Source organism: Cognaticolwellia mytili (genome assembly GCF_002104475.1).
In the GTDB taxonomy this organism is placed as follows: Bacteria; Pseudomonadota; Gammaproteobacteria; order Enterobacterales; family Alteromonadaceae; genus Cognaticolwellia; species Cognaticolwellia mytili.
This window is the reverse complement of record NZ_NBOF01000003.1, coordinates 199,372-223,591: the sequence shown is the minus strand read 5'-3', so window position 1 is coordinate 223,591 and position 24,220 is coordinate 199,372. Positions and strand designations below refer to the sequence as shown.

Sequence of the window (24,220 nt, the reverse complement as noted above, 5' to 3'; positions counted from 1 at the left end):
TGTTAATTAAAACAAAGTAAAGTACGAACTTATTCGCACTTCTATTTAACATAGTAACAAGTCTTTCCCCCTTTAAAATTAGGCAGAAAACAGGTAATAAAAAAGGAGCCGCAGGGCTCCTTTTCGTTAATAGCATTAATTAATATCAATTAAATTAAATCATTACTCATCTGTGCTTGTTAAAAATAAATTTTTCCGCTTGATCAGCATACTATTTATAATTCTAAAAATTACAGCCGTTAGTGCTAATGTTGCGACAATTGCCGCACCGCTTGGTAAGTCAAAGCTTGCTGATAAAAATAAGCCTAAAACATAGCCAATGAAACCAACACCATAAGCCCAAGCTAAAATATACTTACCTTTTAACTTGTTAATGGCTAACGCAGGCAAAATTAAGCTACTAAAAACAAGGTAGACACCAACGAGCTCAACTGACAGTGTAATAATTAATGCAAACAGTAAATAAAAAGCAGCTCCATCTAAAACTTTAGGCTTAACATATATCAGCACTAAAATAGCACTATAAACAGCTACAGGTAACAAAAGCTGTTGCCAGCTAACCCAAAGAATTTGGCCTGACATTAGCTGCTTGAGTAACTCCGCACCATGTGGATCATTCGATAGTAACAACATAGCCGCAACTGCCGATAGAACGTAAAAGCAACCTATCATCGCCTCGAGCTCTTCCGCCATATGTTTAGCTAACCAGGCAATAAAGCCTGCCCCAGATAAAGCAAATAGTGCAGGCATCCAAACATGCGCATAAGCAAGTTCAGCAATATCATGATCCATATGCACAACCATTGCGCCCAACGCCGCAATTTGTGCAATTGCCAAATCAATAAATATGATGCCACGTTTTAATACTTGTTTACCCAAAACAACATGGGTTGAAAGCACCAAAACACCTGCGGCAAATGCGGGTAACAATATTGTTAGTAATTCATAATCCATCGTTAGAGCCTTATCACAATGCCAGCAACTTTTGTGCGTTGTATTCTTGTATCAGTAAATCAAGAACATTGTCGTACAGGCTAAATAGGTCACTGCTTTGTTCATTACCTCCAACAGATAAAGGTAGAACAATAACAGGCAAGCTAGACTTTTCAGCTAACCAATTCGCACCGCGCAAGTCCTGATAAGATGCCACTACGATAGCCGAAATATCACCTTGTTTAGCCCGCTTTAACAGACTGGCAAGATGAGTACTCGTTGGTGGTAAGCCTGGTTTAGGTTCTAAATCAGCAACTTGCTCAATACTAACAAAGTCAAATAAATAGCGAAAACTAGAATGATAGGCGATCACTTTCATTCCTTTTAATTGACTTGCCACTTCCTGCCATTTTGAACTTGCAGCTTGCCAACGCTTACTAAAGCTTTGTAAGCGTTGTTGATATGCTTCAGTTTGCTCAGCATCTAATTGCACTAATTTTTTCGTTAATGCTTTAGCAATTAGCAACATGCGCTCAGGTGAAAAATGTAAGTGCGGATTACCTAAGCTATGCACATCACCCATACTGCGATCAACATTGGCCATTTTATCTAATGTGTCGACATGTTCTGCAGCAAAAAACAAACCTTTATCAGTGCTACGCACTTGAGCATTGGCGGCCTTCATTTGTAGCATAGGTAACCAACCGATCTCTAGCTCAGCTCCCGCACATACCACCAAATCAGCTTGGCGCATTTTAGCAATTAAACTTGGGCGAGCTTGTACTAGATGGGGATCTTGCATTGCCGTTGTTGCAGAGTATATTCTCGCATCAGGCGCAAGCTCTTCTGCTAGGGCAGCATATTCAGGCTCACAGGTAAAAATATTCACTTGTGCGAAAGCTTGCTGACTCAATGATAATAAAACACCTGAAATTAATAGCTTAAAATTGATGTGCACCGTGAGCCCCCAAAGCCATAACATATTGTAAAGTAATGGCGTTATCACTTAAGTCATTGTCAAAACCGACATTACTTTGGTGACTAAATTCTAATCGTACCGTTGAAAAGTGACTGTTATGCCAAGCAATGCTTAGTTCAGTTTCTTTTAATTCCTGTGCATCAAAATGTTCTTCATGCTGAAGCTGGCTGTCTAATTCACCGTAACGTAATCCAGCAGACCAGTTTGGTGAAAATTGATAAACACCACTAACATACCAAGCTTGGTGATAATCTTTGCTATTGCCTTCTGCATGCCCTTCTTCATCGTGGTGGTCTTCTTCCTCATGTTCATCATGAAGTTCAGGTACCATAAAATCGCTCACTCTAAAGTATTCAGCACTTAACGTTAAATGTTGATATTTATAGTTACCATTGGGCGCCCACTTGAAAACGAAGTCAGCAACATAAGTGTTTTTACCTGTATAACTTGCAGAGTGACTATGAGCATGTTCATCTTCAACATGCTCTTCTTCATGTTCATCTTCGTCATGTTCTTCAGGCGTTAATTGGCCATTTTCGTTGCGTAAATAACTAAAACCTAACTGCCAAGAACTTTCAATACCAATATCACCGCCAAATTTAGTGAATGCGGTATAAACGCCCGTGCTATCAAATTCACGCTCACCGTGTTCATCAGCCGCTCGCAGGCTATCACCAGAAAAAGCTTCTACTCCCATACTCCAATACAAATCAGTTGGTGCAATATAGCTAAGTCTTAAACCATCGTCATAATAGTGTCCACCTAAAAAAGCACGATAGGCACTAGGACGGCTAGTAAATGAATCGGTATGAAGATGCTGATTATTTAAATAGCCAATATCTGATAAAAATCGCCCTGCGCGCACGGTAAAACCGTTAGGTAAAGCCATAGTTTGAATAAACGCCTCTTCAACATTAACTTCACTAGTCCCGTCATGCGATTCAAACACGGTAGTTAGTTTGCCATAGAACATATCATCAATACTGGCACTAAAGGCGAGTTCGGTTTCACCTAGCCCAAAGCCTTCAGTGCGTTCAGCCATTAAGCGGTTTTCGCTTTGATAATAGCCATCTAAAATTGCACTAACAGTAGGGTTAGAAAGTGTTGGTGTTTGCGCTTGTGCAAGCACCGGAATTAATGCAGACATAGCCAAAGCAGCACTTACTTTTGCAGATAAGCGCGTAGGTGAAAATTTCATGTTTTTCATTGTTTTAAATCTCTAAAATAAATTAAATACGACAACACAGGCCATTTACTACTCGAGTAAATGAACATTGTGGATATACAAATTGTTAACTAATGAGTTTTAGAGAATAACGGGAGGTGCGCGGCTAAGGTAAGTAACACTATGAACAAGTGCTAATAACGGTTGAGCAATACTTTTTACTTCGTAATGCTGGCCTATAAATTCAAGATTGGCGTCTTGCTGCGGTAGTACTTGATCAAATTGATGCTGGTGAAAGCACAACGTACAGTGCGTTTTCGCACCTTCATCGATATGTTCAACACTATGCGCAGAAGCAGCCACAGACAATACTAACAATATAGCACTGAGCCATATTGCGATTAGTCGCCTGTTAGTTACTGAAAAGTACATTTCTGCTATCCAATGAGTGAATGAATCAAGTTCACCAATAGTGTACGCGACTTACAACTGGCCTTGCAAGCTACACTAATCTCATTCGGCACATTAAAATGCACTTTTAACGCAACCAGACAGTTGATACTTTCAAGGTTCAGCACCGTATTCAAAAGATAGCACTTGTTAGGTTATGACTTGTTTTGCGCAGAGATCAGTTCATAAGCAGCTTGAATATCTTGCGCTTTTTGTTTGGCTATCTCCATCATTTCCGGCGGTAAGCCTTTAGCGACTAATTTATCAGGGTGATGCTGTGACATTAGTTTACGATAAGCTTTTTTAACTTCACTAGCAGAATTGTTATCACTAACACCTAGCACTTTATAAGCATTTTCAAGCTGCTGAGCTGAGTTTGCAAAACTATTACCTGAGCCTTGCTGATGAAAGTTTGCTCCAGCAATAATCATTTCTAACAGCTTATCGAGTTCTTTCGGAGAATAACCTAAACCACTGGCAATTTTATGTAGAGCTTCACGTTCATCTGGATCTAGTTGTCCGTCAGCAAATGCCACTTGAATTTGTATTTCTAAAAATAATAACAATAAATCTTGACGATTACCTACTGCCGATTTTAATTTAGCTAAACGATCAGTCAACGGAAAACCGGTAGTTTTTCCATCTCTAAACGCTTCTTGAGCTTGCTGACGTAATTCACCTTTAAGACTCAGCTTGTCCATGTAGGCTTTAGCAAAGGCTATTTCATGTTGAGAAACACGGCCATTCGCTTTAGCGATATAGCCCATGACTGAAAATGTGCTGTAAAAAAATGCAGCTTGGCGATCAGTATCGCTTTTTGAGCCTCCTAAATGATTAAAATCAAGCCCAACTCCTTTATCAAATCGATGGCCTAGCCATGCACCTAATAAAGCACCAAATATATTCTTACTCAGCATAAAGCCAAACAAGAAACCTAAAATCTTACCCCAAATTCGCATAATAAAACTCAATAATTCTTTATTTAAAAAACAATTTAATCGCGGTTTAACTTAGCTAAACGCTCAGGTGTACCAACATCAGTCCAAGCTGAAACAATCACGCTAGCCGATATTTTTCTCGCATCTGCCCCTGCCCTTAACATCGGTGCCAATGGCTGTACCTTATGCTGTTCGGAGTTTTCTTCATTTAAGGTTTTAATATATTGTTTAAAAAAGTTTTTACGATAAAGCGCAATACCACTAAAAGTATAGGTCGCTTGCTTGGCATTGTAAGGGTTTCTCAACATACCAGCTTCAAGCTGGAAATCACCTTGTAGGTTATGTTCAGGGTTAGTAACTAACATTAAATGGGCATTATGGTGTGGTAGTAGCTTAGGCAACTTTTGAAAGTTATAATCACAATATATATCACCATTAATAACAACAAACACATCGTCATCTTGTTCGGCCAACAAAGGTAAAGCTTTGATAACTCCACCTGCAGTTTCTAACGCTACAGGCTCTTCACTATAACTAATTTTGGCAGAATACTTTTCACCACAGCCTAAATAATCAACTAACTTTTGCCCTAACCAAGCGTGATTGATGACAATGTGTTTAATACCCGCCGACACTAAATTTTTAATATGATATTCAATGAGTGGAATACCTTTTACTTTCAGTAAAGGTTTAGGGCAACTGTCTGTTAATGGCCGCATGCGCTCTCCACGCCCTGCTGCCAAAATAATTGCTTTCATTTATTGTTTTCCATTAATTCATTTATTGCTGGAATGATACGTTCAGAAACAAGTTCATAAAGAAAACTGAGCTTATCATGTCGTTTACTAATATCTCGTATATAGGTCAAAGTAAGTGGAATATCTGTTAAATAATTAGATTTTTGATCTCTGTGATGTAAGCGTGCAAAAATACCGCTAGCTTTTAGGTGTCGTTGTAAACCCGTTAAATCGAACCAATATTGCCATTTCTCTTTAGTTAAACCTTCATCAGGGAAGTGGCTTTTTACTCGTAAGCGATAATCTTCAATGAGTGGTGCTAATAATTCTTCAGGCCAACGTACATAACAATCGCGCAATAAGGAGACCAAGTCATAAATAACAGGTCCTTGCACTGCATCTTGGAAATCAATAATCCCCAAAGATTCATTTTCTAACAGCATAATATTACGACTATGATAATCACGGTGCATAAAAACTTTCGGCTGCTCAATAATCGCAGTCGATAAGTAGTTAAAGCATGCGGCCAACTTGGTTTTTTCTTCAGTTGATAATGTGATGTCTAGATGCTTTTCAAGTAACCACTCTTGGAATATCATTAACTCCATAGCAATAAAATGCTCATCATATTCAGGCAAAGTGGTCATTGTAGCTTGCTGACAAAAATTAATTTTTTCTAACTCAATGATCGCTTTTGAATAATGCTGCTGCATATTTTCTTTCGATAATTTTTCAGCCAACAAAGCATCACCTAAATCGCTCAAGCATAAAAAGCCTTGTGAGAGGTCCTTTGCTAATACTTTCGGAACGTTAACATTCGCCAATTGCAAATATGCTTGTACTTGGATAAAGGCTTGGTTATTCGATAACTTAGGAGGAGCATCAACGGCAATATATGATTGATTGTTATGTTGAAAGCGAAAATAGCGCCTAAAGCCAGCATCGCCCGTTAATGGTATTAAAGTAACTTTTTCATTAGGAAATTGTTTAGTTAACCACTGGATTAAATCTCGGGTTCTTATGGTGTTCAATAGAATTATTCTCTCAAAAATGATGACGCTAATATAACTAATTAGCAGGCTAATGAAAATTGCTATATTATTACAATTTTTAGCGGTAAAATACCGTTGTTATTCTAAGCTTTTTATTTTTATAAGTTAATTATTCGGACGATAAATGCGTTTTCCCCTAAACAAAGTTTCTTTTGCCTGCCTACTTTTTTGCTCTTATGGCAGCAACGCACAAAATAATAATACGAATAAAGCTGATGTTAGCCAATGTCCTATTCCAAGTTATGCTCAAATAGCCGATAAAACAGGTAAAGTAGCTAATGATAGCTTTACTATTTTATCATCAACATCAAGCATAAAAAAAGGTGAATATGCCCAGTTCACTGGTGGTGTGACTCTATTAAATAAGGATAAGTCTATTGTCGCAGAGGAATTATCGGTCAATAGAGAAAATGCTACAGTTATTGCAAATGGTGACATTCACTTTCAAAACAAAGGCATAGATATTTTCGCAAATACCTTGAATATCAATGAACAGCGACAAACAACATTGCTTACTGATACATCTTATCAATTAAATGGCACAGCAGGTCATGGTAGTGCAGAAGAAATTAATATTAACGGCAATGGCAAAACATTAAGTTTTATAGATTCTAGTTTTACTACTTGCTACGGTGCGGTACCTGACTGGAAAATGCGTGCTAGTGAAATTACTATTTCAGCAGATGAAAAGTCATTACAAGCATATAATGCACGCTTTAGTCTTTTTGATATTCCTGTGCTCTATGTCCCCTATTTAACCATGCCAATTGGTGATGAGCGTCAATCTGGTTTTTTATATCCAACTATCAGCTCTTCAAACAATTCGGGCATTGAAATTCAAACACCATATTATATCAACATTGCTGAAAATATGGACGCTACCATTACGCCACGTTATATGTCTGACCGTGGCACACAGTTAATAACTGAGTTTAGATATTTGCAAGGTTTGCAATCTGGACAAGTCGATATTGAATACCTTAACAAAGATAAAAAGCTTATCAATGATGATTCACGCTACTTGGCTCGCTTGCAGCATATTGGCACATACTCTGATAGGTTTCGTGCTCATGTAGACTACACCACTATTAGTGATGATAATTATTTAGTTGATCTAGGTAGTCGCCAATTCAATTCAAGTGATTCATATTTATATCAAGTAGGTGAATTATCTTACTTTGCCGACACTTGGCAGTCGACTTTCAAATTACAAGATTTTGAAGTGTTGGGTAATCATCAACAAAGTTATAAAACGTTGCCACAAATAGAAATAAGTAGCCAACAAGCATTAGCGGGGTTTGATGGTATTGTTGATATTTACTCAGAGCTTTCTGTTTTCGACACACCTGACAACACTAAACCTACCGCTGAAAGGTACCACATAGAAGCTGGCTTACTCTATCCTATAGTAACACCTGCTTGGTTTTTGAATTCGGAAATAAAAATACTACAAACCAATTACCAGCAAAAAAACATTGATAAAGCGAGTAGGTTAGAAAAAAATATCAGCAGAACTTTACCAAAAATACGTATTCATGGCGGTGTGAACTTTGATCGCAACTTGTCACTGTTTGGAAAAAATTATAACCAAACGTTAGAGCCACAATTACAATATTTGTATATCCCTGACAAGGATCAAAGTAATATTGGCATTTATGACACCACCAATTTGCAAGATGACTACAGTGGTTTATTTAGAGATCGCCGTTTTAGTGGCATAGACAGAATCGCTCAAGCCAATCAAGTATCATGGGGGCTTACCAGTCGACTATTAAACAAAAAAAACAGTGAATTATTACGTTTTAGTCTAGGTCGTATTGTTTATTTTAATGAGAGTAATTTTAATAACAGTCAGCAAGATGTTGTTGCCGATAAATCAGCACTAGCAGCCGATATATTTATACATCTAAATCAAAATTGGCAATTTAGTAGTGACATTCAATACAATACCGACTCTAGTAGTACAAGTAAGAGCCAAACCTCGATTGACTATTTATTTTCTGATAATCAAACAATTCAATTGAACCATCGTTATGCAAGTGATGTCTCAGGAGAGTCATTAGAACAAATGTCATTGGCGACTAGCGTTAAAGTTTCACAACGCTGGCAATTTGTTGGTCGCTTTACACAAGATTTACAAGGAAAACGTAGTATCGAAAGTTATGCAGGTCTTGAGTATAGTAGTTGCTGTTGGGGTATACGGTTTACATTTCATCGAAATATTAACTCAAAGATTGAAGATGCTAATAATATAAATGATACTCGCGATGCATTTGATAGCAGTTTTAATATTCAATTTGTATATAATGGCATAAATAGCAAACAATCATCTAACAGCGTTAGTGATATGTTAAATTCAAGTATATTCGGCTATAAACGCCCTTACTTCCTTAATAATTAATTAGAAGAAATTTACGTTACATGAAAAATTCATTAAAATTATTACTCCTTGGCTCCGTACTAGCGTTTAACTTTACAACTACGAGTTTTGCCGAAGAAGTTGAACTTGACCGAGTAGCCGCTGTCGTTAATGATGGTGTAGTATTGGAATCTGAAATTAAAGATTTAATAGCTTCCATTACAACACAAGCCAAGAAAAACAACCAAAAACTTCCATCAAGCAGAGCACTACGTGTGCAAATCACAGATAAGCTAATTAACGATAGTATCATCTCTCAATTAGGTGAACGTATGGGGATGAAAGTTAGTGATGCCCAACTTGACGAAACCTTAAGTAACATGGCCAGAGATAATAACCAAACACTAGAGTCATTTCGTAAAGCCCTCATAGCAGAAGGTGAAAATTACGAAAAATATAGAGAAAATGTTCGTAAAGAACTCATTTCTGGTGAAGTTCGCCGCGCTAGTCTTAACCGTAGAATTTACATTTCTCCTCAAGAGATCACTAATTTATTATCAGTGATGCAAGAACAAACTAATAACGATGTCGAATATCGTCTAGGCCATATATTAATAGAATTCCCAAGCGACCCAAGTCAAGAAGATGTAAACGCTGCCAAAGCCCGTGCGGAAAAAGTTATTGAATTATTAAACAGTGGTAGCGACTTTACAAACATAGCAATGACATCTTCAGGCGGTGGTAAAGCACTTGAAGGTGGGGATTTAGGTTGGAAAAGTATCAATGAAATGCCAACATTATTTTCAAAAATTGTCGATGGTAAAGAAAAAGGCAGTGTTTTTGGCCCAATTCGTACTGGTTTAGGTTTTAGTATTGTTAAACTTGTTGATATACGAGGCCGTCAAGTAGTCGAAATTGAAGAAGTAAAATCAAGACATATTCTAATTGAACCATCAATTATCCTCAGTGAGGCAAAAGCGGAAGCTATGTTACAAGGCTTTGTTGAGCAATTAAATGCTGGTGAAGCAGATTTTGCTGAATTAGCAAAAGAGCATTCAGATGGCCCGACAGCAGTACGAGGTGGTGACTTGGGTTGGTCTGATCCAGGTAAATATGATCCTGCATTTTCTAAAGCACTAGCTAGATTAGACATAGACGGAATACACAAACCATTTCGTTCTTCTTTTGGTTGGCACATTGTACAATTAACAGGTCGTCGCACATTAGATGCCACTAATCAAATGAACTCAAACCGTGCACATCAAATACTTTATAATCGAAAAGCAGGCATCGAAAGTGCTCGTTGGTTAAAAGAGTTACGCGATGAAGCTTACATCGAAATTATCGAAACGGATAAAAAATAGTGTTAAAACGCATAGCAATAACACCTGGTGAACCTGCAGGCGTTGGGCCTGATTTAATAATAAAAATAGCCCAATACGCGTGGCCGACACAAATAATTGTTGTCGCCTCTGCACAGTTATTGCGCGATCGTGCTAAGTTACTTCAGTTACCTCTGATTATTAAAGAGTATAATGCTAATGATGAGCCAACAGCTCATCAAGCTGGTACCTTAATAGTACTTTCTGTTGAGTTAGATGATGTTTGTGTACCAGGGAAGCTTAATGCAAACAACGGCCACTATGTTGTCGAAACTTTACGTATTGCTAGTGAAAAAAATATTTCAGGAGAGTTTGACGCAGTAGTTACAGGCCCTGTTCATAAGGGCTTAATTAACCAAGCGGGTATCCCCTTTAGTGGTCATACAGAATACTTTGCCCATCAAGCGAACTGCTCTGATGTAGTCATGATGTTGGCAACAGAAGGCTTAAGAGTTGCACTAGTCACAACCCACATTCCTCTGGCTTATGTAGCCAAAGCGATTACTCACGAACGTTTACAAAAAGTAGCACGTATATTACATCAAGATTTAATCACTAAGTTTGGTATTCCAAGCCCTAAAATTTATGTTTGTGGTATTAACCCTCACGCGGGCGAAGATGGACATTTAGGACGAGAAGAAATTGATGTTATGATCCCCGCTTTAGATGAATTACGACAAGAAGGCATGAACCTTATCGGACCATTGCCCGCAGACACTATTTTTCAAGAGAAATATCTTGCTGAGGCCGATGCCATATTAAGCATGTTTCATGACCAAGGCTTACCTGTACTGAAATTTAAAGGTTTTGGTTCATCAGTGAATATTACCTTAGGTCTACCTTTTATCAGAACATCAGTTGATCACGGTACCGCACTAGATTTAGCGGGTAGTAATCACGCTGATGCAGGAAGCTTCAATGAAGCTATTCGCACCGCAATCACTTTGGCTAATAACCAAACTTAGCTTCAATTCGAGCAATACAAAATTATGAGTAAAAATTCCCATTTAGGCCACCAAGCAAAAAAACGTTTCGGGCAGAACTTTCTGCATAATGACGCGGTAATAAGTGACATTGTTGATGCGATTAACCCTGAGCCAAATGAAAATCTAGTCGAAATTGGTCCTGGCCTTGGTGCGTTAACTGAGCCTGTTGTCGAACGTGCAGGCGAACTCAGCGTAGTAGAATTAGATCGTGACTTAGCACACAGACTACGCCATCACCCATTCTTAGCACCTAAATTAACCATTTACGAAGAAGACGCACTAAAATTTGATTTCTCAAAACTAGCAAGCGAAGATAGACCTCTACGTATTTTTGGTAATTTACCGTATAACATTTCTACACCACTTATTTTTCACTTGTTAACGTTTAAAGATAAAGTGAAAGACATGCATTTTATGCTGCAAAAAGAAGTTGTTCAACGTATGGCATCCGGTCCTGACTGTAAATCATTTGGTCGGTTGTCAATCATGACACAATATCAGTGTCAGGTTATTCCTGTAATGGAAATTGGTCCTGAAGCTTTTAAACCTGCACCTAAAGTTGACTCTGCTATAGTTCGTCTTGTGCCACATAAAGTCATAAAAAATCCAGTTAAAGATATTAAAGCACTTAACCAAGTTTGTTTAGCCGCGTTTAATCAACGTAGAAAAACCATTCGTAACAGTTTTAAAAAATTGATTTCAGTCGAACAATTACAATCACTAGATATTAATCCAGGTTTGCGTCCAGAGAATTTGGGGTTAAATGACTTCATAAAGCTAGCAAATTTTATCACTGACAACCCTGTAATTGCAGATAATGACTAACAGCAACTTTTTAATTTCGCATGCTATTCGTGTTGAAGTTCAAAGTGACTACATAGCGCAGCAGTCAATTGAAGCCGAACAACAGTTTGTTTTTAGCTATACCATCACGATTGTCAACCAAAGTGAGGAAGCCGTTCAACTGCTTAATCGTCACTGGCTAATTACCGATGCCAATGGCGAAAGCAATACAGTATCCGGTGAAGGTGTTATTGGACAACAGCCTCATATTAAAGCTGGCCAAAGCTTTACTTATACTAGCGGCTGTTTGCTAAAGTCTCCATTGGGTAATATGCAAGGCCATTATCAAATGCAGCGAACTAATGGCGAATTAATACAAGTGAATATCCCATTGTTTCGCTTGGCCAAACCTAATATTTTAAATTAGTAGGAAGCTATGACGGTTTATTTTGTTGGTGATATCCAAGGCTGTTATAGTGAACTCGAGACCTTGCTCGGTAAGATTGCTTTTTCTGAAAATAATGATCAGTTATATGTTGCCGGAGACCTCGTAGCACGAGGCCCTGACTCCCTCGCGACTTTACGACTTATAAAGTCGCTTAAAAATAGTGCAAAAATAGTATTAGGCAACCATGATTTACATTTATTGTCGGTATTTCATGGGTTAAAAAAAGTAAAGGCACAAGATAAATTATCTGCATTGTTGTCTGCCCCTGATGCCGAAGAGCTGCTAGGTTGGCTGATTAGCCAACCTCTTATCCAAAAGCTGCCCGGTGAAGAAACCTATATGAGTCACGCAGGCTTATCACCAGAATGGACTCCAAAAATAGCATTGGAGCAAGCAAACATTGCTCATAAAAACTTAATTTCGCCTGAGCTTAAGTATTGGCTGAAGCACATGTACGGTGCACAACCAACAAGCTGGAAAAATGCTACTGATGAAGTCAGTCGGTTTCGCTTTACCATTAATGCTTTAACACGTATGCGCTATTGCCACAGTGACCGTAGTTTAGATTTTAAATGTAAAGAAAATTTAACTAATGCACCTAAACAACTATCACCTTGGTTCGATTTTCAGCACATCGATGATAATACTCAATGGCTATTCGGCCACTGGGCCGCACTAATGGGCCAATGCCAGCCAAACAACATATATGCTCTCGATACTGGCTGTGTTTGGGGGCATCATTTAACAATACTAAGGTGGAGTGATAAGCGTTTATTTACTGAACGAGCACACAAAATACAAAGATAGCGAGTCTCGTCTGTTTCAAAAGTCATTTAGCTTGTTATACTAGTACAAAGGCTTGTACTTATTCCTTTGTAGTCTAATAATAATTAAGCAACAGATAATTAAATTTATATATTGGTGGGAACTATGAAATTAACAGTAGCAATGAAAATAATTGGTGGTTTCACCATTATTTCACTTTTACTCATTTTAACCAGTGTAATATCGTGGAATAGTTTGGCGACTATTGGTGATGCTACAAAACAGCAAAATGAGCTTGCGATACCAACATTAAAGGGCAGTAATAAACTCGCTAATGATCTAACAAATATTGGCAATCTCACGTTACGTGCATATTATCAAACAAACTTATCAGAACTTGCCAAAAATCGTACAGCATTTGATAGTGATAAAAGTGATTTTAAGGCGCAATTAAAAAGCTTAAAGAGTGTTGTTGATGGCGAAGCTAGCTTAATTGCCAATTTGCGTAAAGTAGATTCAGTTTATAACAGCTTAGAGAGTGAAATTGATCGTGTTATCAGTAATAGAAGATTGGCAATCGAACAACACGATATCTTAGTTGAAAAAGTTGATATTGTTGAAGAAAAAGCCGACGACACAGCAACAGTACTATTAGATCTTGCCGATCATGAATTAGCCGAAACAAAGTTGCAACATGCAGTTAGTCTAGCAGAGCAGTTAGAAACCTTACTAAATAGTATGGTGAGCTCGTCGTTTGAATACCGTGAAGTTACAGATCAGCAGTCGGCGACCTTAGTTGCGAGTGAAATTACTAACTCTTTTAGCGATATTGAAAAGTCTGTTAGCGATGTTCTTAATGAATTAAATCAACAGGGCCTGCCAGATGTTGCCGACGAACTTACATCTAGTTTTGAAGAGTTTAAAAATTACATCACTGGAAGCGAACAAATATTCACCAACAAAAATAACCAACTTAATGCTATCGCAATTGCTACAGCTAGCTTAAAGTCGGCAGAAAATGGTATTAGTAATGCAAATGCAATATTAGCAACGCAAGTTGCGCTTGCTAATAAGACTACAATAGCTACTGGCATACTAGTTGAAGACTCGGTCTCAGAAGGAACTCGAAATACTCTACTTATCACAATAATTTCGATAGTTTTAGCCATTGTTATTGCTTGGGTAACACTGACTAGTATCATTCGCCCATTAGGTCGTGTTAATGAAATGCTTAATGTCGTTGCTTCAGGCGACTTATCACGCAAATTAGATGAAAGTGGTGATGATGAATTTGCTCAATTATCACACAATTGTAATTTACTAATTGATAGCTTACGTAACTTGATTCAAAGCATTGTTAGTCGTTCGACTCAGTTAGCTACTGCCGCTGAGCAAACATCTGCTGTTACTGCTCAAAGTACAACAGCAATTGAGGAACAACGCACTCAAGTTGAACAAGCCGCATCAGCAACGACAGAAATGAGCAGTACTGCGCAAAGCGTATTATCGAGTGCGAACGATGCACTAGGAGAGATAAAACAGGCAGATGATGAAGCGGAGCGTGTTAAAGTGATTTCTGGACGCAACCGTGAAACAATTGAGTTACTAGCCAGCGAAGTAGAGTCTGCCTCACAAGTCATCAATAAACTTCAACAAGATAGTGCATCAATTGGCGGAATACTTGATGTAATTAGAGGGATAGCTGAGCAAACCAATTTACTTGCATTAAATGCCGCGATTGAAGCTGCTCGTGCAGGAGAACAAGGGCGTGGTTTTGCCGTTGTAGCAGATGAAGTCAGAACGCTTGCTAGTCGAACACAAGAATCGACACAAGAGATTCAAAATATGATTGAAGTATTGCAAGGCGGCGCTGAAAAAGCCGTTACCGTAATGGATACAGGTAAAAAGCAGGCAAGTAACTGTGTTGATCAGAGCGTTGAAGCAGAAAAAGCGCTTGATACTATTACGCATGCTGTTCATGAAGCATTTGACCGTAGTTCTCAGATAGCAACATCTGCAGAAGAGCAAAGTGTAGTTGCACATGAAATTAGTGAAAACCTTGAATCAATTGTCGCTATTGCAGAGCAAACTACAGCAGGTTCACAACAAACAGCTGAATCTAGTAGTGAAGTTGCACGCTTAGCAGAAGAGTTACAACAATCTGTACAAGAGTTCAAACTGTAAATATTCTAAGAGCTTAATTGCTCATTTGAATATTAATTTCTATCTAAAATAAAAAGAGCGCTATAAGCGCTCTTTTTTATGTCGAAAAATGATTAAATAACTGACTACAAATTTCGTTCGTAAACGTTAAAACGTAATTGATAATTATTTTTCTCATCTGCAGCCTTAACTTCACTTACTGCTAACAGCCAATCATTAAGATCATACTCAGGAAAATAAGTGTCGCCAGCAATATTGGCATCAATATGGGTAATATAAAGGCGTTGTGCAGCTGGTAAGCAATGTTTATATATTGCACCTCCACCAATCACCATAGCCTCTTCAACATCACTTACTAATGCTAATGCAGCTTCCACAGAGCCAACAACTTCAACACCTTCTGCTCGATACTCCTCATCACGCGAAATAACAATATTTTTGCGACCAGGCAACGGGCGACCAATCGATTCATAGGTTTTTCGTCCCATAATAATCGGTTTGCCTAATGTCGTTCTTTTAAAATAGGCGAGATCTGCTGGTAAATGCCACGGCATATCATTATCTTTGCCAATAACTCTGTTATCAGCATGTGCCACAATCATAGATAGTATGGTCATAATCACTCTTTTTATTTTTAGATTAACTCGATATAAAAATATTATACGTGATTAAAGGCAACAAAAAAGGCGCAAATGTAATTATACAAATGCACCTTTTAAAATGAAGACTTTATTAAAAGTCGGTGAATAAAAAACTCTTACTAACGTTTATATTCTACTTCAACATCGTAGTCATCTTCATCCCAATCTTCATCATCAAGATCGTCGGTTAAATCAGCCATCGCATCTTCATGATAGGTATCCCATTTAAACTCAACGGTTTTACCATCAATAGGAGTTTCTTCTTCCTCTGGCGGCAAGGCTTCAATGAAACTCATCACACCTTGACAAAGATCTTCAGTACCAGTTCGATTAAAAGCAGAAATGCTGCGCACTTCACCGTCCCAACCTAAGCCTTCAATAATGCGTTCAGTGACTTCTTTAGCCTCTTCTTCCAGCATTAAATCTAACTTATTAAATACCAACCAGCGTGGTTTACCCGCTAGCTCGACAGAATGAGTTTCAAGTTCACTAATAATAGTTTGAGCATTCTCAAGTGGATCAGAGCCATCTGCAGGCATCACATCAACAACGTGTAGTAATATACGACAACGTTCTAAATGCTTAAGAAACTGAGTACCTAAACCAGCACCGTCAGCCGCACCTTCAATCAAACCAGGTATATCAGCAATAACAAAACTACGCTGAGAATCTAAACGCACTACACCTAAGTTAGGTACTAAGGTGGTAAACGGATAGTCTGCCACTTTAGGTTTAGCCGCAGAAACGCTACGTATAAGTGTCGATTTACCTGCATTTGGTAAACCTAATAAACCGACGTCAGCAAGTAATAGTAACTCAAGTTTTAAGTTACGAATTTCACCTGGTGTACCATCGGTTTTTTGGCGTGGGGCACGGTTAGTACTACTTTTAAAGCGTGAGTTACCTAAGCCATGCCAGCCGCCTTTAGCGACAAGTAATTTTTGCTCGTGCTGAGTTAAATCACCTAGTTGTTCGCCGGTATCAACATCAGCTACACGAGTTCCTACTGGAACTTTTAGCAATAAATCATCAGAGCCTTTACCTGTACAGTCGCGACTTTTACCGTTTTCGCCACGCTTTGCTCGATGAAATCTTTCGAAGCGATAGTCAATTAGGGTATTCCAACTTTCATCAGCAACTAAGTAAACGTCACCGCCATCACCGCCGTCGCCACCGTTTGGGCCACCGAACTCAATGTATTTTTCTTTACGAAAACTAGCACAACCGTTACCGCCGTCACCGGCCTCTACGCGTATTTCTACTTCATCTACGAATTTCATGGTGTTTTAAAACACTCCAAAACTTTATTTCTGCGAACTATTATAAATGATTTTGCTTAATTAAGTTTGAACAAAGTCATTTTTTATACAAAAATTAACAATTGATACCAATCAGATTAATTAATGGGTCAGATTTTAATGAGGATAAATTTTCAAAAACAAGGCGCTAGACCGACCAATAGCTGGCTATTGGGAATGAAAGCAACAATGTTATTGGAGATTTAGGCCATTTAAAAAGAGCACTTAGTTAATCTGATTGGTATAAATTATTTCAGTGCAAAAAAAAACCCTGCATAACAGCAGGGTTTTTTAAGTTTAAAAGCTATTATTCAGCGATAATGCTTACAAACTTACGGTTTTTAGGACCTTTAACTTCAAATTGTACTTTACCGTCAGATAAAGCAAATAGAGTGTGGTCTTTACCGATACCCATGTTGTTACCAGCGTGGAATTTAGTACCACGTTGACGAACAATAATGTTACCCGCTAAAACAGCTTCGCCACCAAAACGCTTAACACCAAGGCGTTTAGCTTCTGAATCGCGACCGTTACGTGTACTACCTGCAGCTTTCTTATGTGCCATTGTAAATCGCTCCTAATTAGCCGTTAATGCCAGTAATTTTCACTTCAGTAAACCATTGACGATGGCCAGCTGATTTACGTGAATGCTTACGACGTTTAAATTTAACAATTTTAACTTTATCAGCGCGACCTTGAGTTACAACCTCTGCCACAACTTTACCACCAGCAATGTAAGGTGCACCTACATTGATGTTCTCGCCATCGGCGATCATTAAAACGTTTTCGAATTCTACTGCTGCACCAATTTCAAGTTCAATTTTCTCTAAACGAACTGTTTGGCCTTCAGTTACACGATGCTGTTTACCACCGCTTTGGAATACCGCGTACATAGCTACTCCGTACTGCGTCACTATCTATGAGATGACGCTTAAATTTAAAATTATAGGGCGCGAATTCTACGCGAAGATATCTAATAGGGCAAGCATAAAAGTAATGATTTATTATAATAATTACTTAAGTGAAAACTTATCACTTAGAAAACTTCTATCATTATGAATTTCGTGTAAAATTAGCTCAGAAATATTTTCTACACTATAACATGAAAGGCAGCTCGTTACGCTTTATGAATATCAAAAACATCCAATCTTTGACTCAACAAGATATGACAGCGGTCAACGACCTTATTTTTTCGAAGCTCCATTCAGACGTTGCCTTAATCAACCAATTAGGCATCTATATTGTTAACGGCGGTGGCAAACGTATGCGGCCTCTTTTAACTGTATTAGCATCAAGAGCTATGGGCTATGAAGGAAGTGAGCATTTACAACTTGCTGCTATTATTGAGTTTATTCATACTTCAACATTACTGCATGATGATGTCGTAGATGAGTCTAATATGCGTCGTGGTCGTGAAACAGCAAATGCGATGTTTGGCAATAGTGCCAGTGTATTAGTCGGTGATTTTTTATATTCTCGTTCATTTCAAATGATGAGCGAACTTAATAACTTGCACATTATGAATATACTTTCAGATGCGACTAATATTATCGCCGAAGGTGAAGTATTGCAGTTGATGAACTGCAATGATCCCGACACCACTGAAGAAAGTTACATGCAGGTTATTTACTGCAAAACCGCTAAGTTATTTGAAGCAGCAACACGCCTAGCTGCCGTAATCGCTGATCAAGATAATGAAACAGAAATGGCAATGCTGAATTATGGTAAGCATTTAGGTACGGCGTTTCAATTAGTTGACGACATTATGGACTACACTGCTGATTCGCAGGAAATGGGCAAAAATGTTGGTGATGATTTAGCTGAAGGTAAACCGACATTACCACTACTTTACGCAATGAAGCATGGCAATGAGCAACAAAGCGCTTTAATTCATAGCGCAATTAAAAATGGTGATGGCATGGATCACCTTGAAGAAATCCTCACAGCAATGAAGCAAACTGGCTCATTAGTATATACTCAGAAAAAAGCAGAACAAGAAGCCGACAAAGCGATTAATGCTTTGGCTAGCTTACCAGAATCAGAGCATAAAGAAGCACTTATCTCACTTGCTCATATTGCAGCTAATCGTAGCCATTAACGTATTTAAGCAACAGTTAGCTGCTTAACTGTTGCTTAGTTTTGCCTCATTCCTTCCCCTGATAATCACTTTTTAAACACTAGCAATTTTATAAATGCATTTGTTATAGTCTTTCTACTTGAAAATACTAAAATGAAAAGTTCATGCCTAGCGAAACTTCAAATAAGCACCTATCCATTATTCACAACGATTTTGGCACACTAAGCTCTGGCGAAATTACGCAACTTTATACACTGTCAAACACCAATGGACTTTCCATTAAAATCAGCAATTACGGCGGCATTATTGTTGCATTAGAAACTTTAGATAAAAACCAAGTTTCTGCCGATATTGTTCTTGGTTACGATAATGTAAGATCTTATGAAGAAGACCCGTATTATTTAGGAGCGGTCATAGGCCGCTTTGCCGGACGAATAGACAAGGGTGAATTAACCATTGAAGATAAAACTTATCAACTCAGCGTTAATAACAATGACAACCAACTACATGGCGGCTTCAAAGCGTTAAACAAGCAACTATGGCAAGCAGAAACTAAAAGTAGCAATAATAAGGTTAGTTTAATATTACGCCATACAAGTCCTGATGGAGACAACGGCTTCCCTGGTAACGTTGAGTTTAAAGTCATATATAGCCTGAATCAGCAAAACGAACTAAACGTTGAATACTTTGCCAATACAGATAAAAGCACGCCTATCAACCTTACCCAACATAGCTACTTCAATTTGGCTGGACACAGCTCAGGTTGCATTTATCACCATAAAGTGCAGCTTAATGCCGATTATTTTTTACCGATGAATGAACGTATTTACCCAACAGGGGAAATTAGAAAGGTAACTAACAGCGCACAAGACTTCACTCAGCCGGAGTTATTAGGAAAAAACATTAGTAGCGACGATGAACAAGTTAAAATAGCTAAAGGCTTTGATAATTATTGGTTAAATAACCAAGACGCTATTGATGGCGATAACTATTCGGCTATGGCATTTGATCCTAGCTCAGGCAGACGCTTAACTATGTATACCGATCAGCCTTGTTTAATTTTATATACAGCGAATTACATTGATGGCAGTCAAGTGGGTAAGGAGCAGTGCCAATATCAAAAGCATTCAGCATTTTGTTTTGAACCACAAAGAATGGCAAATAAAAACACCGGAGCAAGCATGAGCAATACAATCCTTAGCCCAGAGTCACCTTTCTATAGTAAAACTCGTTTTATTTTTGCTAATAAATAACCCAAGTTATTTTTAAGCTAAACTCCCTTAATAATTAACACTCATATTAAGAGAGTTTACCAGAGCCAAATATTTAACTATAAAACCATTGCCCAAGAACATACCCAATGCTAATTAGATTCGCTATACCTGCTGATGACAATAAAACAATCATTGCTGACTTTTCATGGCTATTTAATGTTTTCCACCATTTTTGAAACGTCATATTAAATCCTTTTTTGTTGCTTAAATTTCAATCAACATCATTAAATACATTAGTGATGCACCGATAACAGCTCCCGCAACGGTGGCCGCTATTAATTGCTGCTTTGGGTTAAAAGCACTTACCTGTTCAATAACTTCAACAGGTTCGGTTTCAAGTACTAAACTTTTCTTCTCAACATTAAAAACAGACGCTAAGCTCATCAATGTTTCGTTTGAAGCGTTGCCGTATCGTTCGACTCGCTGTACTGTTCGTAAACTGATACCGCACGCATCGGCAAGGTGCTGCTGTGTCCAGTGTTGTTCTGAGCGTAAATTTTTCACTTTGAAGGCATTAATTTCCATGGTGTGTAGCTCCTAAAAACATGCGACTACTCGCCAAAGAACTTAATAATTAAATCAACTGCGGTATAGCCGAAAAAGCCACCCAAGAAAAATAGAATTAGTAGTTTCCACGAAGACTTCTTTGTAACTTGATACTTACTTGCCAAAGCTTTCTTTAACGTTTTACAGTGCACGCCGTTTTTTATTAATGTGCAATGCAACTCACCACGCAACATATCAACCATATTAAATTCAACTTCATATTTATCTTTAGCAATACTGAATTCGAGTGTTGATTTTCGAGAAAATGAACGTTTATTAACAATGACTTCACCTTCAAATGACACCGTTTCTTTACCTGTCCATGCTGAGCCATAAACATTAATCATTCGACCATTATCATTAAAATCAAAAATGTAACCATTACTGAAATCAACATTTTCCGCCGACTCTTCTTGTACGTTTTTTATATTGTTATTCATACATATTCCTATCTGTTATTGTCTTGTTGAAAGTGGTGCTATTAAAACAAGCTCAATATCAAATTACTGCGCCAAATAAGTGACAGTGCCCCTAATTGTCATATGACACTTAGTGTCACTACCTCATAACATACTGTTAAGGTTGATATTTACAAAAAAACACAAAAAAGTGAACATTAACTGTTTCCCTTTTTTTTGTAATAAAATTGGCCATATATACCCAAGTCGCTTGAAAATAGCTTAGGTATAACCGCTTATTCTTGTATTTAAACACCTAACAAGAAACTGATTTCTTTAGCGGTATCAAGTAATGGCTTTGCGAGTTTTTCACCGTTACAATACTGTTTAGTTCGTAGTGTGCCTTTATAGAAGCAATATCAACGCTGAGATAGTTATTGCATTTTAGCTTCATCAATAAGTAACACCATATGGTAATGATCACTCATCACGGCATAGGTACAAACATCAATAGCAAAGATTTTGTGAGAAAATGCAATTCATCCTCGAGCCAGCTTCGACGATGTTCATAGCTTTAGCCAGATAATTTATCTTCACCACTTAAAAACGCTCATAGAATACAGCGCTACGCAATGAGAATAAATTGTATCCGCTAAACTGACTTACTGCTTCATTGGGGGTGAAATAACTCATTTACGTTAAAGTAATTTACTTACTTTAGCGTAAAGCACAGGCTTGTATTGTTCAATTTAGAGTGAGTGTCTTGCTAATTGTAAAATAAATCAATAATTAGGCATTGATACCATAGTCACTTGTTAAATTCACATTACACAATATTAATGTATTACCTATAGAAGAAATATTGAGTAATAAACACCAAAATAAGAGCCAAATGCGGAAAAGCAACGGTAGGCCTAATTGCCTGCCTAACATACTCATTGATTAAGGCTAAACCTGTTAAGCGAATATCAGCATACTGAGTATTAAATTGAAACGCACCTTCACTTTTTTCTATCGAAATGCATTTTTCAATATGCAGTAGACGCGATTCAATACGCGATTGAAAAGTCTTCCAAATCCCATCTTGAAACCAGATAACTAGCAACAGAAATATTACAGATACATTTACAACATCTAATATTTCAGTAGAAATAAAAACTAGAATACCTATTAACTTTATATATAACGAATGTTTCTCATAACTATCAAACTGATTCTGAAGCAAACACCATTCAGTATTGAATTTATCAATATTCATTAATCTCTCGTATTGTAGGAGTATAGTTAACGCTAAACTAAGCGGGAAAATACAATTAGACTAAACTACGTGGAGCGCAAGCCAACTGGACTTTGTGACGCCACATTCATTTGTTATTTTTACGTTTAATGCAGCTGCAAACTATCCTATGGGTTTGTTTTTAAAGATTCAAGTCTATCAGCTAAGTTACCCACATATAATCCCAATTTATGTCCGTCAGGATATAAAATGAGTCGCCCTCACTTTTATTTTATTTTATTTCTATTATTCAATATCAGCGGATATTAATTGTAAATGACACTCACTTTAAATCAATTCCATTTACTAACACCGGCAGTTAAATACTCCATCAGTTGTCACGAGCAATATTAGTCTTTGATAATATTAAGAGTCATTAAAGCAATTTTTTCTACTCGGTATAACCCTATAATACTAATACGTTGACGCTAACTATCCTCAGATAGCGCCTGATAAATTGTTGAAGGTGTTAAATAGTTACTTCAACCAAAAAGTTTATTGCAATGACTCAAGTTTTGTCGTCGTTTCAATTTCTGATGTTCGCAGTAATCACTTAGTGCTGCTTCATGACCAACGGCACCGTGAAATTGTGTTCTAAATTCAGTCGTGATGATTAACCAGCTCTCAGCAGATATGTTTAAGCGGTTAAGTATTGATGGTTGGTTTTCTTCAATGTAGCCGCGTTTATCTTCTCTGATACAGCGACCGGTTAATTCAATTAATTGCAGGTAGTCGGTAAGTTCAAATGGTAGGCCTTTAAGCATGTTTTTTCTTGGGTTGCCGATGAAGGGTAGCAATGTGTTGGGCTGTTGGCTTTTTTCTGCCTGTTCGCAGCGAAGTTTGACACTCGTATGCGCTGAGTCTTCTGGTGTTTTCGCTATCTTGGCTCTAATAGGGTTTAAGTCAACATACGCCATACAAGCAGCAAGTGCTGCTTCATCTAATAGCGCTTGGGATTTGAATCGCCCTTCCCAGAATCGACCCGTGCAGTTATCTTCTTGATTAGCTGCTCTGGCAATACTTTCATTGATATAGCCCATAAACCAGCTGATTTTCATCAGACGTTTTCGATAAACCTCCGCTGTTGCTTTCACGATATCAAGTAACGGTTTTGCGAGTTTGTCACCGTTGCAATATTGCTTTGTCAGTAAGGTGCCTTTGTATAAACGGTGCCAACGCTCAAGTACTTCTTGCGTACTCCATTGTTTCGCTTTAGTTTCATCGATAAATAGCACCACATGGTAATGATTACTCATCACCGCATAGGCACAAACATCAATGGCGAAAACTTGCGTGAGAAAATGCAATTTATCTTCGACCCAGCCCCTGCGATGCTCATAGCTTTGGCCTGACAACGTATCTTCACCACATAAAAAAGCACGTCGGACACAACGCGCCACACAATGATAATAAGGCGTATCTGCTAAACTGATTTGTTGCTTCCTTGGCGTTGCCATCACTCATCCCTGCTAAAGTAACTTGCTTACTTCAGCGTAGAGCACAGATTTGAATTGTTCAATTTAGAGTGAGTGTCTTGTTAATTTTAAAGACTAGAGTTGCTCAATGTAGA

25 protein-coding genes are annotated in these 24,220 nt (G+C 37.9%); 9 read left to right on the top strand and 16 right to left on the bottom strand.

Going from position 1 to position 24,220, the window contains the following annotated elements:
- Positions 1–162: 162 nt before the first annotated feature.
- The 7 genes from B7C41_RS10585 to B7C41_RS10555 form a co-directional block, all read right to left on the bottom strand.
- Positions 163–954, bottom strand: coding sequence for a metal ABC transporter permease (locus B7C41_RS10585; protein WP_085298895.1), 792 nt, complete (start codon positions 952–954; stop codon positions 163–165).
- Positions 955–967: 13 nt separating this feature from the next.
- Positions 968–1,891: a metal ABC transporter solute-binding protein, Zn/Mn family gene (locus B7C41_RS10580; protein WP_085298894.1), complete on the bottom strand. Its 924-nt coding sequence runs from the start codon at positions 1,889–1,891 to the stop codon at positions 968–970.
- A complete protein-coding gene (locus B7C41_RS10575; protein WP_085299451.1) occupies positions 1,875–3,110 on the bottom strand; it encodes a hypothetical protein in 1,236 nt (411 codons plus the stop codon). Before B7C41_RS10575 ends, B7C41_RS10580 begins: the two co-directional genes overlap by 17 nt.
- A 108-nt stretch (positions 3,111–3,218) precedes the next feature.
- On the bottom strand, positions 3,219–3,509 hold the full coding sequence (locus B7C41_RS10570; protein ID WP_085298893.1) for an ABC-type zinc uptake system zinc chaperone: 291 nt from the start codon (positions 3,507–3,509) through the stop codon (positions 3,219–3,221).
- Between the two features lie 173 nt (positions 3,510–3,682).
- Complete coding sequence (gene djlA, locus B7C41_RS10565) at positions 3,683–4,486, bottom strand: co-chaperone DjlA (protein ID WP_085298892.1); 804 nt, start codon at positions 4,484–4,486, stop codon at positions 3,683–3,685.
- 35 nt (positions 4,487–4,521) lie between these two features.
- Positions 4,522–5,223 (bottom strand): N-acetylmuramate alpha-1-phosphate uridylyltransferase MurU, encoded by a 702-nt coding sequence (murU, locus tag B7C41_RS10560; RefSeq protein ID WP_085298891.1) that lies wholly within the window; start codon positions 5,221–5,223, stop codon positions 4,522–4,524.
- A complete protein-coding gene (locus tag B7C41_RS10555; protein ID WP_158089117.1) occupies positions 5,220–6,233 on the bottom strand; it encodes an aminoglycoside phosphotransferase family protein in 1,014 nt (337 codons plus the stop codon). Before B7C41_RS10555 ends, murU begins: the two co-directional genes overlap by 4 nt.
- A 145-nt stretch (positions 6,234–6,378) precedes the next feature.
- Here B7C41_RS10555 and B7C41_RS10550 point away from each other — a divergent pair, with 145 nt between their 5' ends.
- The 7 genes from B7C41_RS10550 to B7C41_RS10520 all read left to right on the top strand — a co-directional run bounded on the left by B7C41_RS10550 (position 6,379) and on the right by B7C41_RS10520 (position 15,161).
- Complete coding sequence (locus B7C41_RS10550) at positions 6,379–8,655, top strand: LPS-assembly protein LptD (protein WP_085298889.1); 2,277 nt, start codon at positions 6,379–6,381, stop codon at positions 8,653–8,655.
- Positions 8,655–9,977: a peptidylprolyl isomerase SurA gene (surA, locus tag B7C41_RS10545; RefSeq protein WP_328590803.1), complete on the top strand. Its 1,323-nt coding sequence runs from the start codon at positions 8,655–8,657 to the stop codon at positions 9,975–9,977. The genes B7C41_RS10550 and surA overlap by 1 nt, the downstream gene beginning before the upstream one ends.
- Positions 9,974–10,960, top strand: a complete 987-nt coding sequence (pdxA, locus tag B7C41_RS10540; protein ID WP_158089134.1) for a 4-hydroxythreonine-4-phosphate dehydrogenase PdxA — start codon at positions 9,974–9,976, stop codon at positions 10,958–10,960. The genes surA and pdxA overlap by 4 nt, the downstream gene beginning before the upstream one ends.
- Positions 10,961–10,984: 24 nt before the next feature.
- Positions 10,985–11,806: a 16S rRNA (adenine(1518)-N(6)/adenine(1519)-N(6))-dimethyltransferase RsmA gene (gene rsmA, locus B7C41_RS10535; protein ID WP_085298886.1), complete on the top strand. Its 822-nt coding sequence runs from the start codon at positions 10,985–10,987 to the stop codon at positions 11,804–11,806.
- Entirely contained in the window at positions 11,799–12,191 is a 393-nt protein-coding gene (apaG, locus tag B7C41_RS10530) for a Co2+/Mg2+ efflux protein ApaG (protein ID WP_085298885.1), read from the top strand. The genes rsmA and apaG overlap by 8 nt, the downstream gene beginning before the upstream one ends.
- Positions 12,192–12,200: 9 nt before the next feature.
- Positions 12,201–13,019, top strand: a complete 819-nt coding sequence (locus B7C41_RS10525) for a symmetrical bis(5'-nucleosyl)-tetraphosphatase (protein WP_085298884.1) — start codon at positions 12,201–12,203, stop codon at positions 13,017–13,019.
- 123 nt (positions 13,020–13,142) lie between these two features.
- The gene (locus B7C41_RS10520) at positions 13,143–15,161 is read left to right on the top strand and encodes a methyl-accepting chemotaxis protein (protein WP_085298883.1); all 2,019 of its coding nucleotides are present in this window, start codon (positions 13,143–13,145) and stop codon (positions 15,159–15,161) included.
- 104 nt (positions 15,162–15,265) lie between these two features.
- On the opposite strand, the gene folA is transcribed toward B7C41_RS10520, so the two are convergent.
- From folA to rplU, 4 genes are all read right to left on the bottom strand, one after another.
- Positions 15,266–15,757, bottom strand: coding sequence for a type 3 dihydrofolate reductase (gene folA, locus B7C41_RS10515; protein WP_085298882.1), 492 nt, complete (start codon positions 15,755–15,757; stop codon positions 15,266–15,268).
- A 143-nt stretch (positions 15,758–15,900) separates the two neighbouring features.
- Positions 15,901–17,061, bottom strand: coding sequence for an Obg family GTPase CgtA (cgtA, locus tag B7C41_RS10510; RefSeq protein ID WP_085298881.1), 1,161 nt, complete (start codon positions 17,059–17,061; stop codon positions 15,901–15,903).
- A 325-nt stretch (positions 17,062–17,386) separates the two neighbouring features.
- A complete protein-coding gene (rpmA, locus tag B7C41_RS10505; RefSeq protein ID WP_085298880.1) occupies positions 17,387–17,644 on the bottom strand; it encodes a 50S ribosomal protein L27 in 258 nt (85 codons plus the stop codon).
- Between the two features lie 16 nt (positions 17,645–17,660).
- Complete coding sequence (rplU, locus tag B7C41_RS10500; protein WP_085298879.1) at positions 17,661–17,972, bottom strand: 50S ribosomal protein L21; 312 nt, start codon at positions 17,970–17,972, stop codon at positions 17,661–17,663.
- A gap of 233 nt (positions 17,973–18,205) precedes the next feature.
- On the opposite strand from rplU, the gene ispB reads away from it, so the two are divergent.
- Entirely contained in the window at positions 18,206–19,177 is a 972-nt protein-coding gene (gene ispB, locus B7C41_RS10495; RefSeq protein WP_085299450.1) for an octaprenyl diphosphate synthase, read from the top strand.
- A 143-nt stretch (positions 19,178–19,320) separates the two neighbouring features.
- Positions 19,321–20,409, top strand: a complete 1,089-nt coding sequence (locus B7C41_RS10490; protein WP_085298878.1) for an aldose epimerase family protein — start codon at positions 19,321–19,323, stop codon at positions 20,407–20,409.
- A 73-nt stretch (positions 20,410–20,482) separates the two neighbouring features.
- On the opposite strand, the gene B7C41_RS20520 is transcribed toward B7C41_RS10490, so the two are convergent.
- The 5 genes from B7C41_RS20520 to B7C41_RS10470 form a co-directional block, all read right to left on the bottom strand.
- A complete protein-coding gene (locus B7C41_RS20520; protein ID WP_268875400.1) occupies positions 20,483–20,614 on the bottom strand; it encodes a hypothetical protein in 132 nt (43 codons plus the stop codon).
- A gap of 20 nt (positions 20,615–20,634) precedes the next feature.
- Positions 20,635–20,955 carry a helix-turn-helix domain-containing protein gene (locus B7C41_RS10485; RefSeq protein ID WP_085298877.1) on the bottom strand — a complete coding sequence of 107 codons (321 nt, stop codon included), beginning with the start codon at positions 20,953–20,955 and terminating at the stop codon, positions 20,635–20,637.
- 26 nt (positions 20,956–20,981) lie between these two features.
- Positions 20,982–21,416 (bottom strand): hypothetical protein, encoded by a 435-nt coding sequence (locus tag B7C41_RS10480; protein ID WP_085298876.1) that lies wholly within the window; start codon positions 21,414–21,416, stop codon positions 20,982–20,984.
- An 802-nt stretch (positions 21,417–22,218) separates the two neighbouring features.
- On the bottom strand, positions 22,219–22,632 hold the full coding sequence (locus B7C41_RS10475) for a hypothetical protein (protein WP_085298875.1): 414 nt from the start codon (positions 22,630–22,632) through the stop codon (positions 22,219–22,221).
- Between the two features lie 500 nt (positions 22,633–23,132).
- Positions 23,133–24,107: a transposase gene (locus B7C41_RS10470; protein ID WP_085298874.1), complete on the bottom strand. Its 975-nt coding sequence runs from the start codon at positions 24,105–24,107 to the stop codon at positions 23,133–23,135.
- Positions 24,108–24,220: the final 113 nt, after the last annotated feature.

Bases quoted from the DNA above. Each gene is read 5' to 3' on its own strand.
- B7C41_RS10480 (WP_085298876.1), bottom strand. From the start codon at position 21,416: ATGAATAACAATATAAAAAACGTACAAGAAGAGTCGGCGGAAAATGTT.
- apaG (WP_085298885.1), top strand. From the start codon at position 11,799: ATGACTAACAGCAACTTTTTAATTTCGCATGCTATTCGTGTTGAAGTT.
- B7C41_RS10490 (WP_085298878.1), top strand. From the start codon at position 19,321: ATGCCTAGCGAAACTTCAAATAAGCACCTATCCATTATTCACAACGAT.
- rplU (WP_085298879.1), bottom strand. From the start codon at position 17,972: ATGTACGCGGTATTCCAAAGCGGTGGTAAACAGCATCGTGTAACTGAA.
- B7C41_RS10585 (WP_085298895.1), bottom strand. From the start codon at position 954: ATGGATTATGAATTACTAACAATATTGTTACCCGCATTTGCCGCAGGT.
- cgtA (WP_085298881.1), bottom strand. From the start codon at position 17,061: ATGAAATTCGTAGATGAAGTAGAAATACGCGTAGAGGCCGGTGACGGC.
- rpmA (WP_085298880.1), bottom strand. From the start codon at position 17,644: ATGGCACATAAGAAAGCTGCAGGTAGTACACGTAACGGTCGCGATTCA.
- B7C41_RS10525 (WP_085298884.1), top strand. From the start codon at position 12,201: ATGACGGTTTATTTTGTTGGTGATATCCAAGGCTGTTATAGTGAACTC.
- rsmA (WP_085298886.1), top strand. From the start codon at position 10,985: ATGAGTAAAAATTCCCATTTAGGCCACCAAGCAAAAAAACGTTTCGGG.
- B7C41_RS10520 (WP_085298883.1), top strand. From the start codon at position 13,143: ATGAAATTAACAGTAGCAATGAAAATAATTGGTGGTTTCACCATTATT.
- B7C41_RS10550 (WP_085298889.1), top strand. From the start codon at position 6,379: ATGCGTTTTCCCCTAAACAAAGTTTCTTTTGCCTGCCTACTTTTTTGC.
- folA (WP_085298882.1), bottom strand. From the start codon at position 15,757: ATGACCATACTATCTATGATTGTGGCACATGCTGATAACAGAGTTATT.
- B7C41_RS10570 (WP_085298893.1), bottom strand. From the start codon at position 3,509: ATGTACTTTTCAGTAACTAACAGGCGACTAATCGCAATATGGCTCAGT.
- djlA (WP_085298892.1), bottom strand. From the start codon at position 4,486: ATGCGAATTTGGGGTAAGATTTTAGGTTTCTTGTTTGGCTTTATGCTG.
- ispB (WP_085299450.1), top strand. From the start codon at position 18,206: ATGAATATCAAAAACATCCAATCTTTGACTCAACAAGATATGACAGCG.
- B7C41_RS20520 (WP_268875400.1), bottom strand. From the start codon at position 20,614: ATGACGTTTCAAAAATGGTGGAAAACATTAAATAGCCATGAAAAGTCA.
- murU (WP_085298891.1), bottom strand. From the start codon at position 5,223: ATGAAAGCAATTATTTTGGCAGCAGGGCGTGGAGAGCGCATGCGGCCA.
- B7C41_RS10475 (WP_085298875.1), bottom strand. From the start codon at position 22,632: ATGAATATTGATAAATTCAATACTGAATGGTGTTTGCTTCAGAATCAG.
- B7C41_RS10470 (WP_085298874.1), bottom strand. From the start codon at position 24,107: ATGGCAACGCCAAGGAAGCAACAAATCAGTTTAGCAGATACGCCTTAT.
- B7C41_RS10575 (WP_085299451.1), bottom strand. From the start codon at position 3,110: ATGAAATTTTCACCTACGCGCTTATCTGCAAAAGTAAGTGCTGCTTTG.
- B7C41_RS10485 (WP_085298877.1), bottom strand. From the start codon at position 20,955: ATGGAAATTAATGCCTTCAAAGTGAAAAATTTACGCTCAGAACAACAC.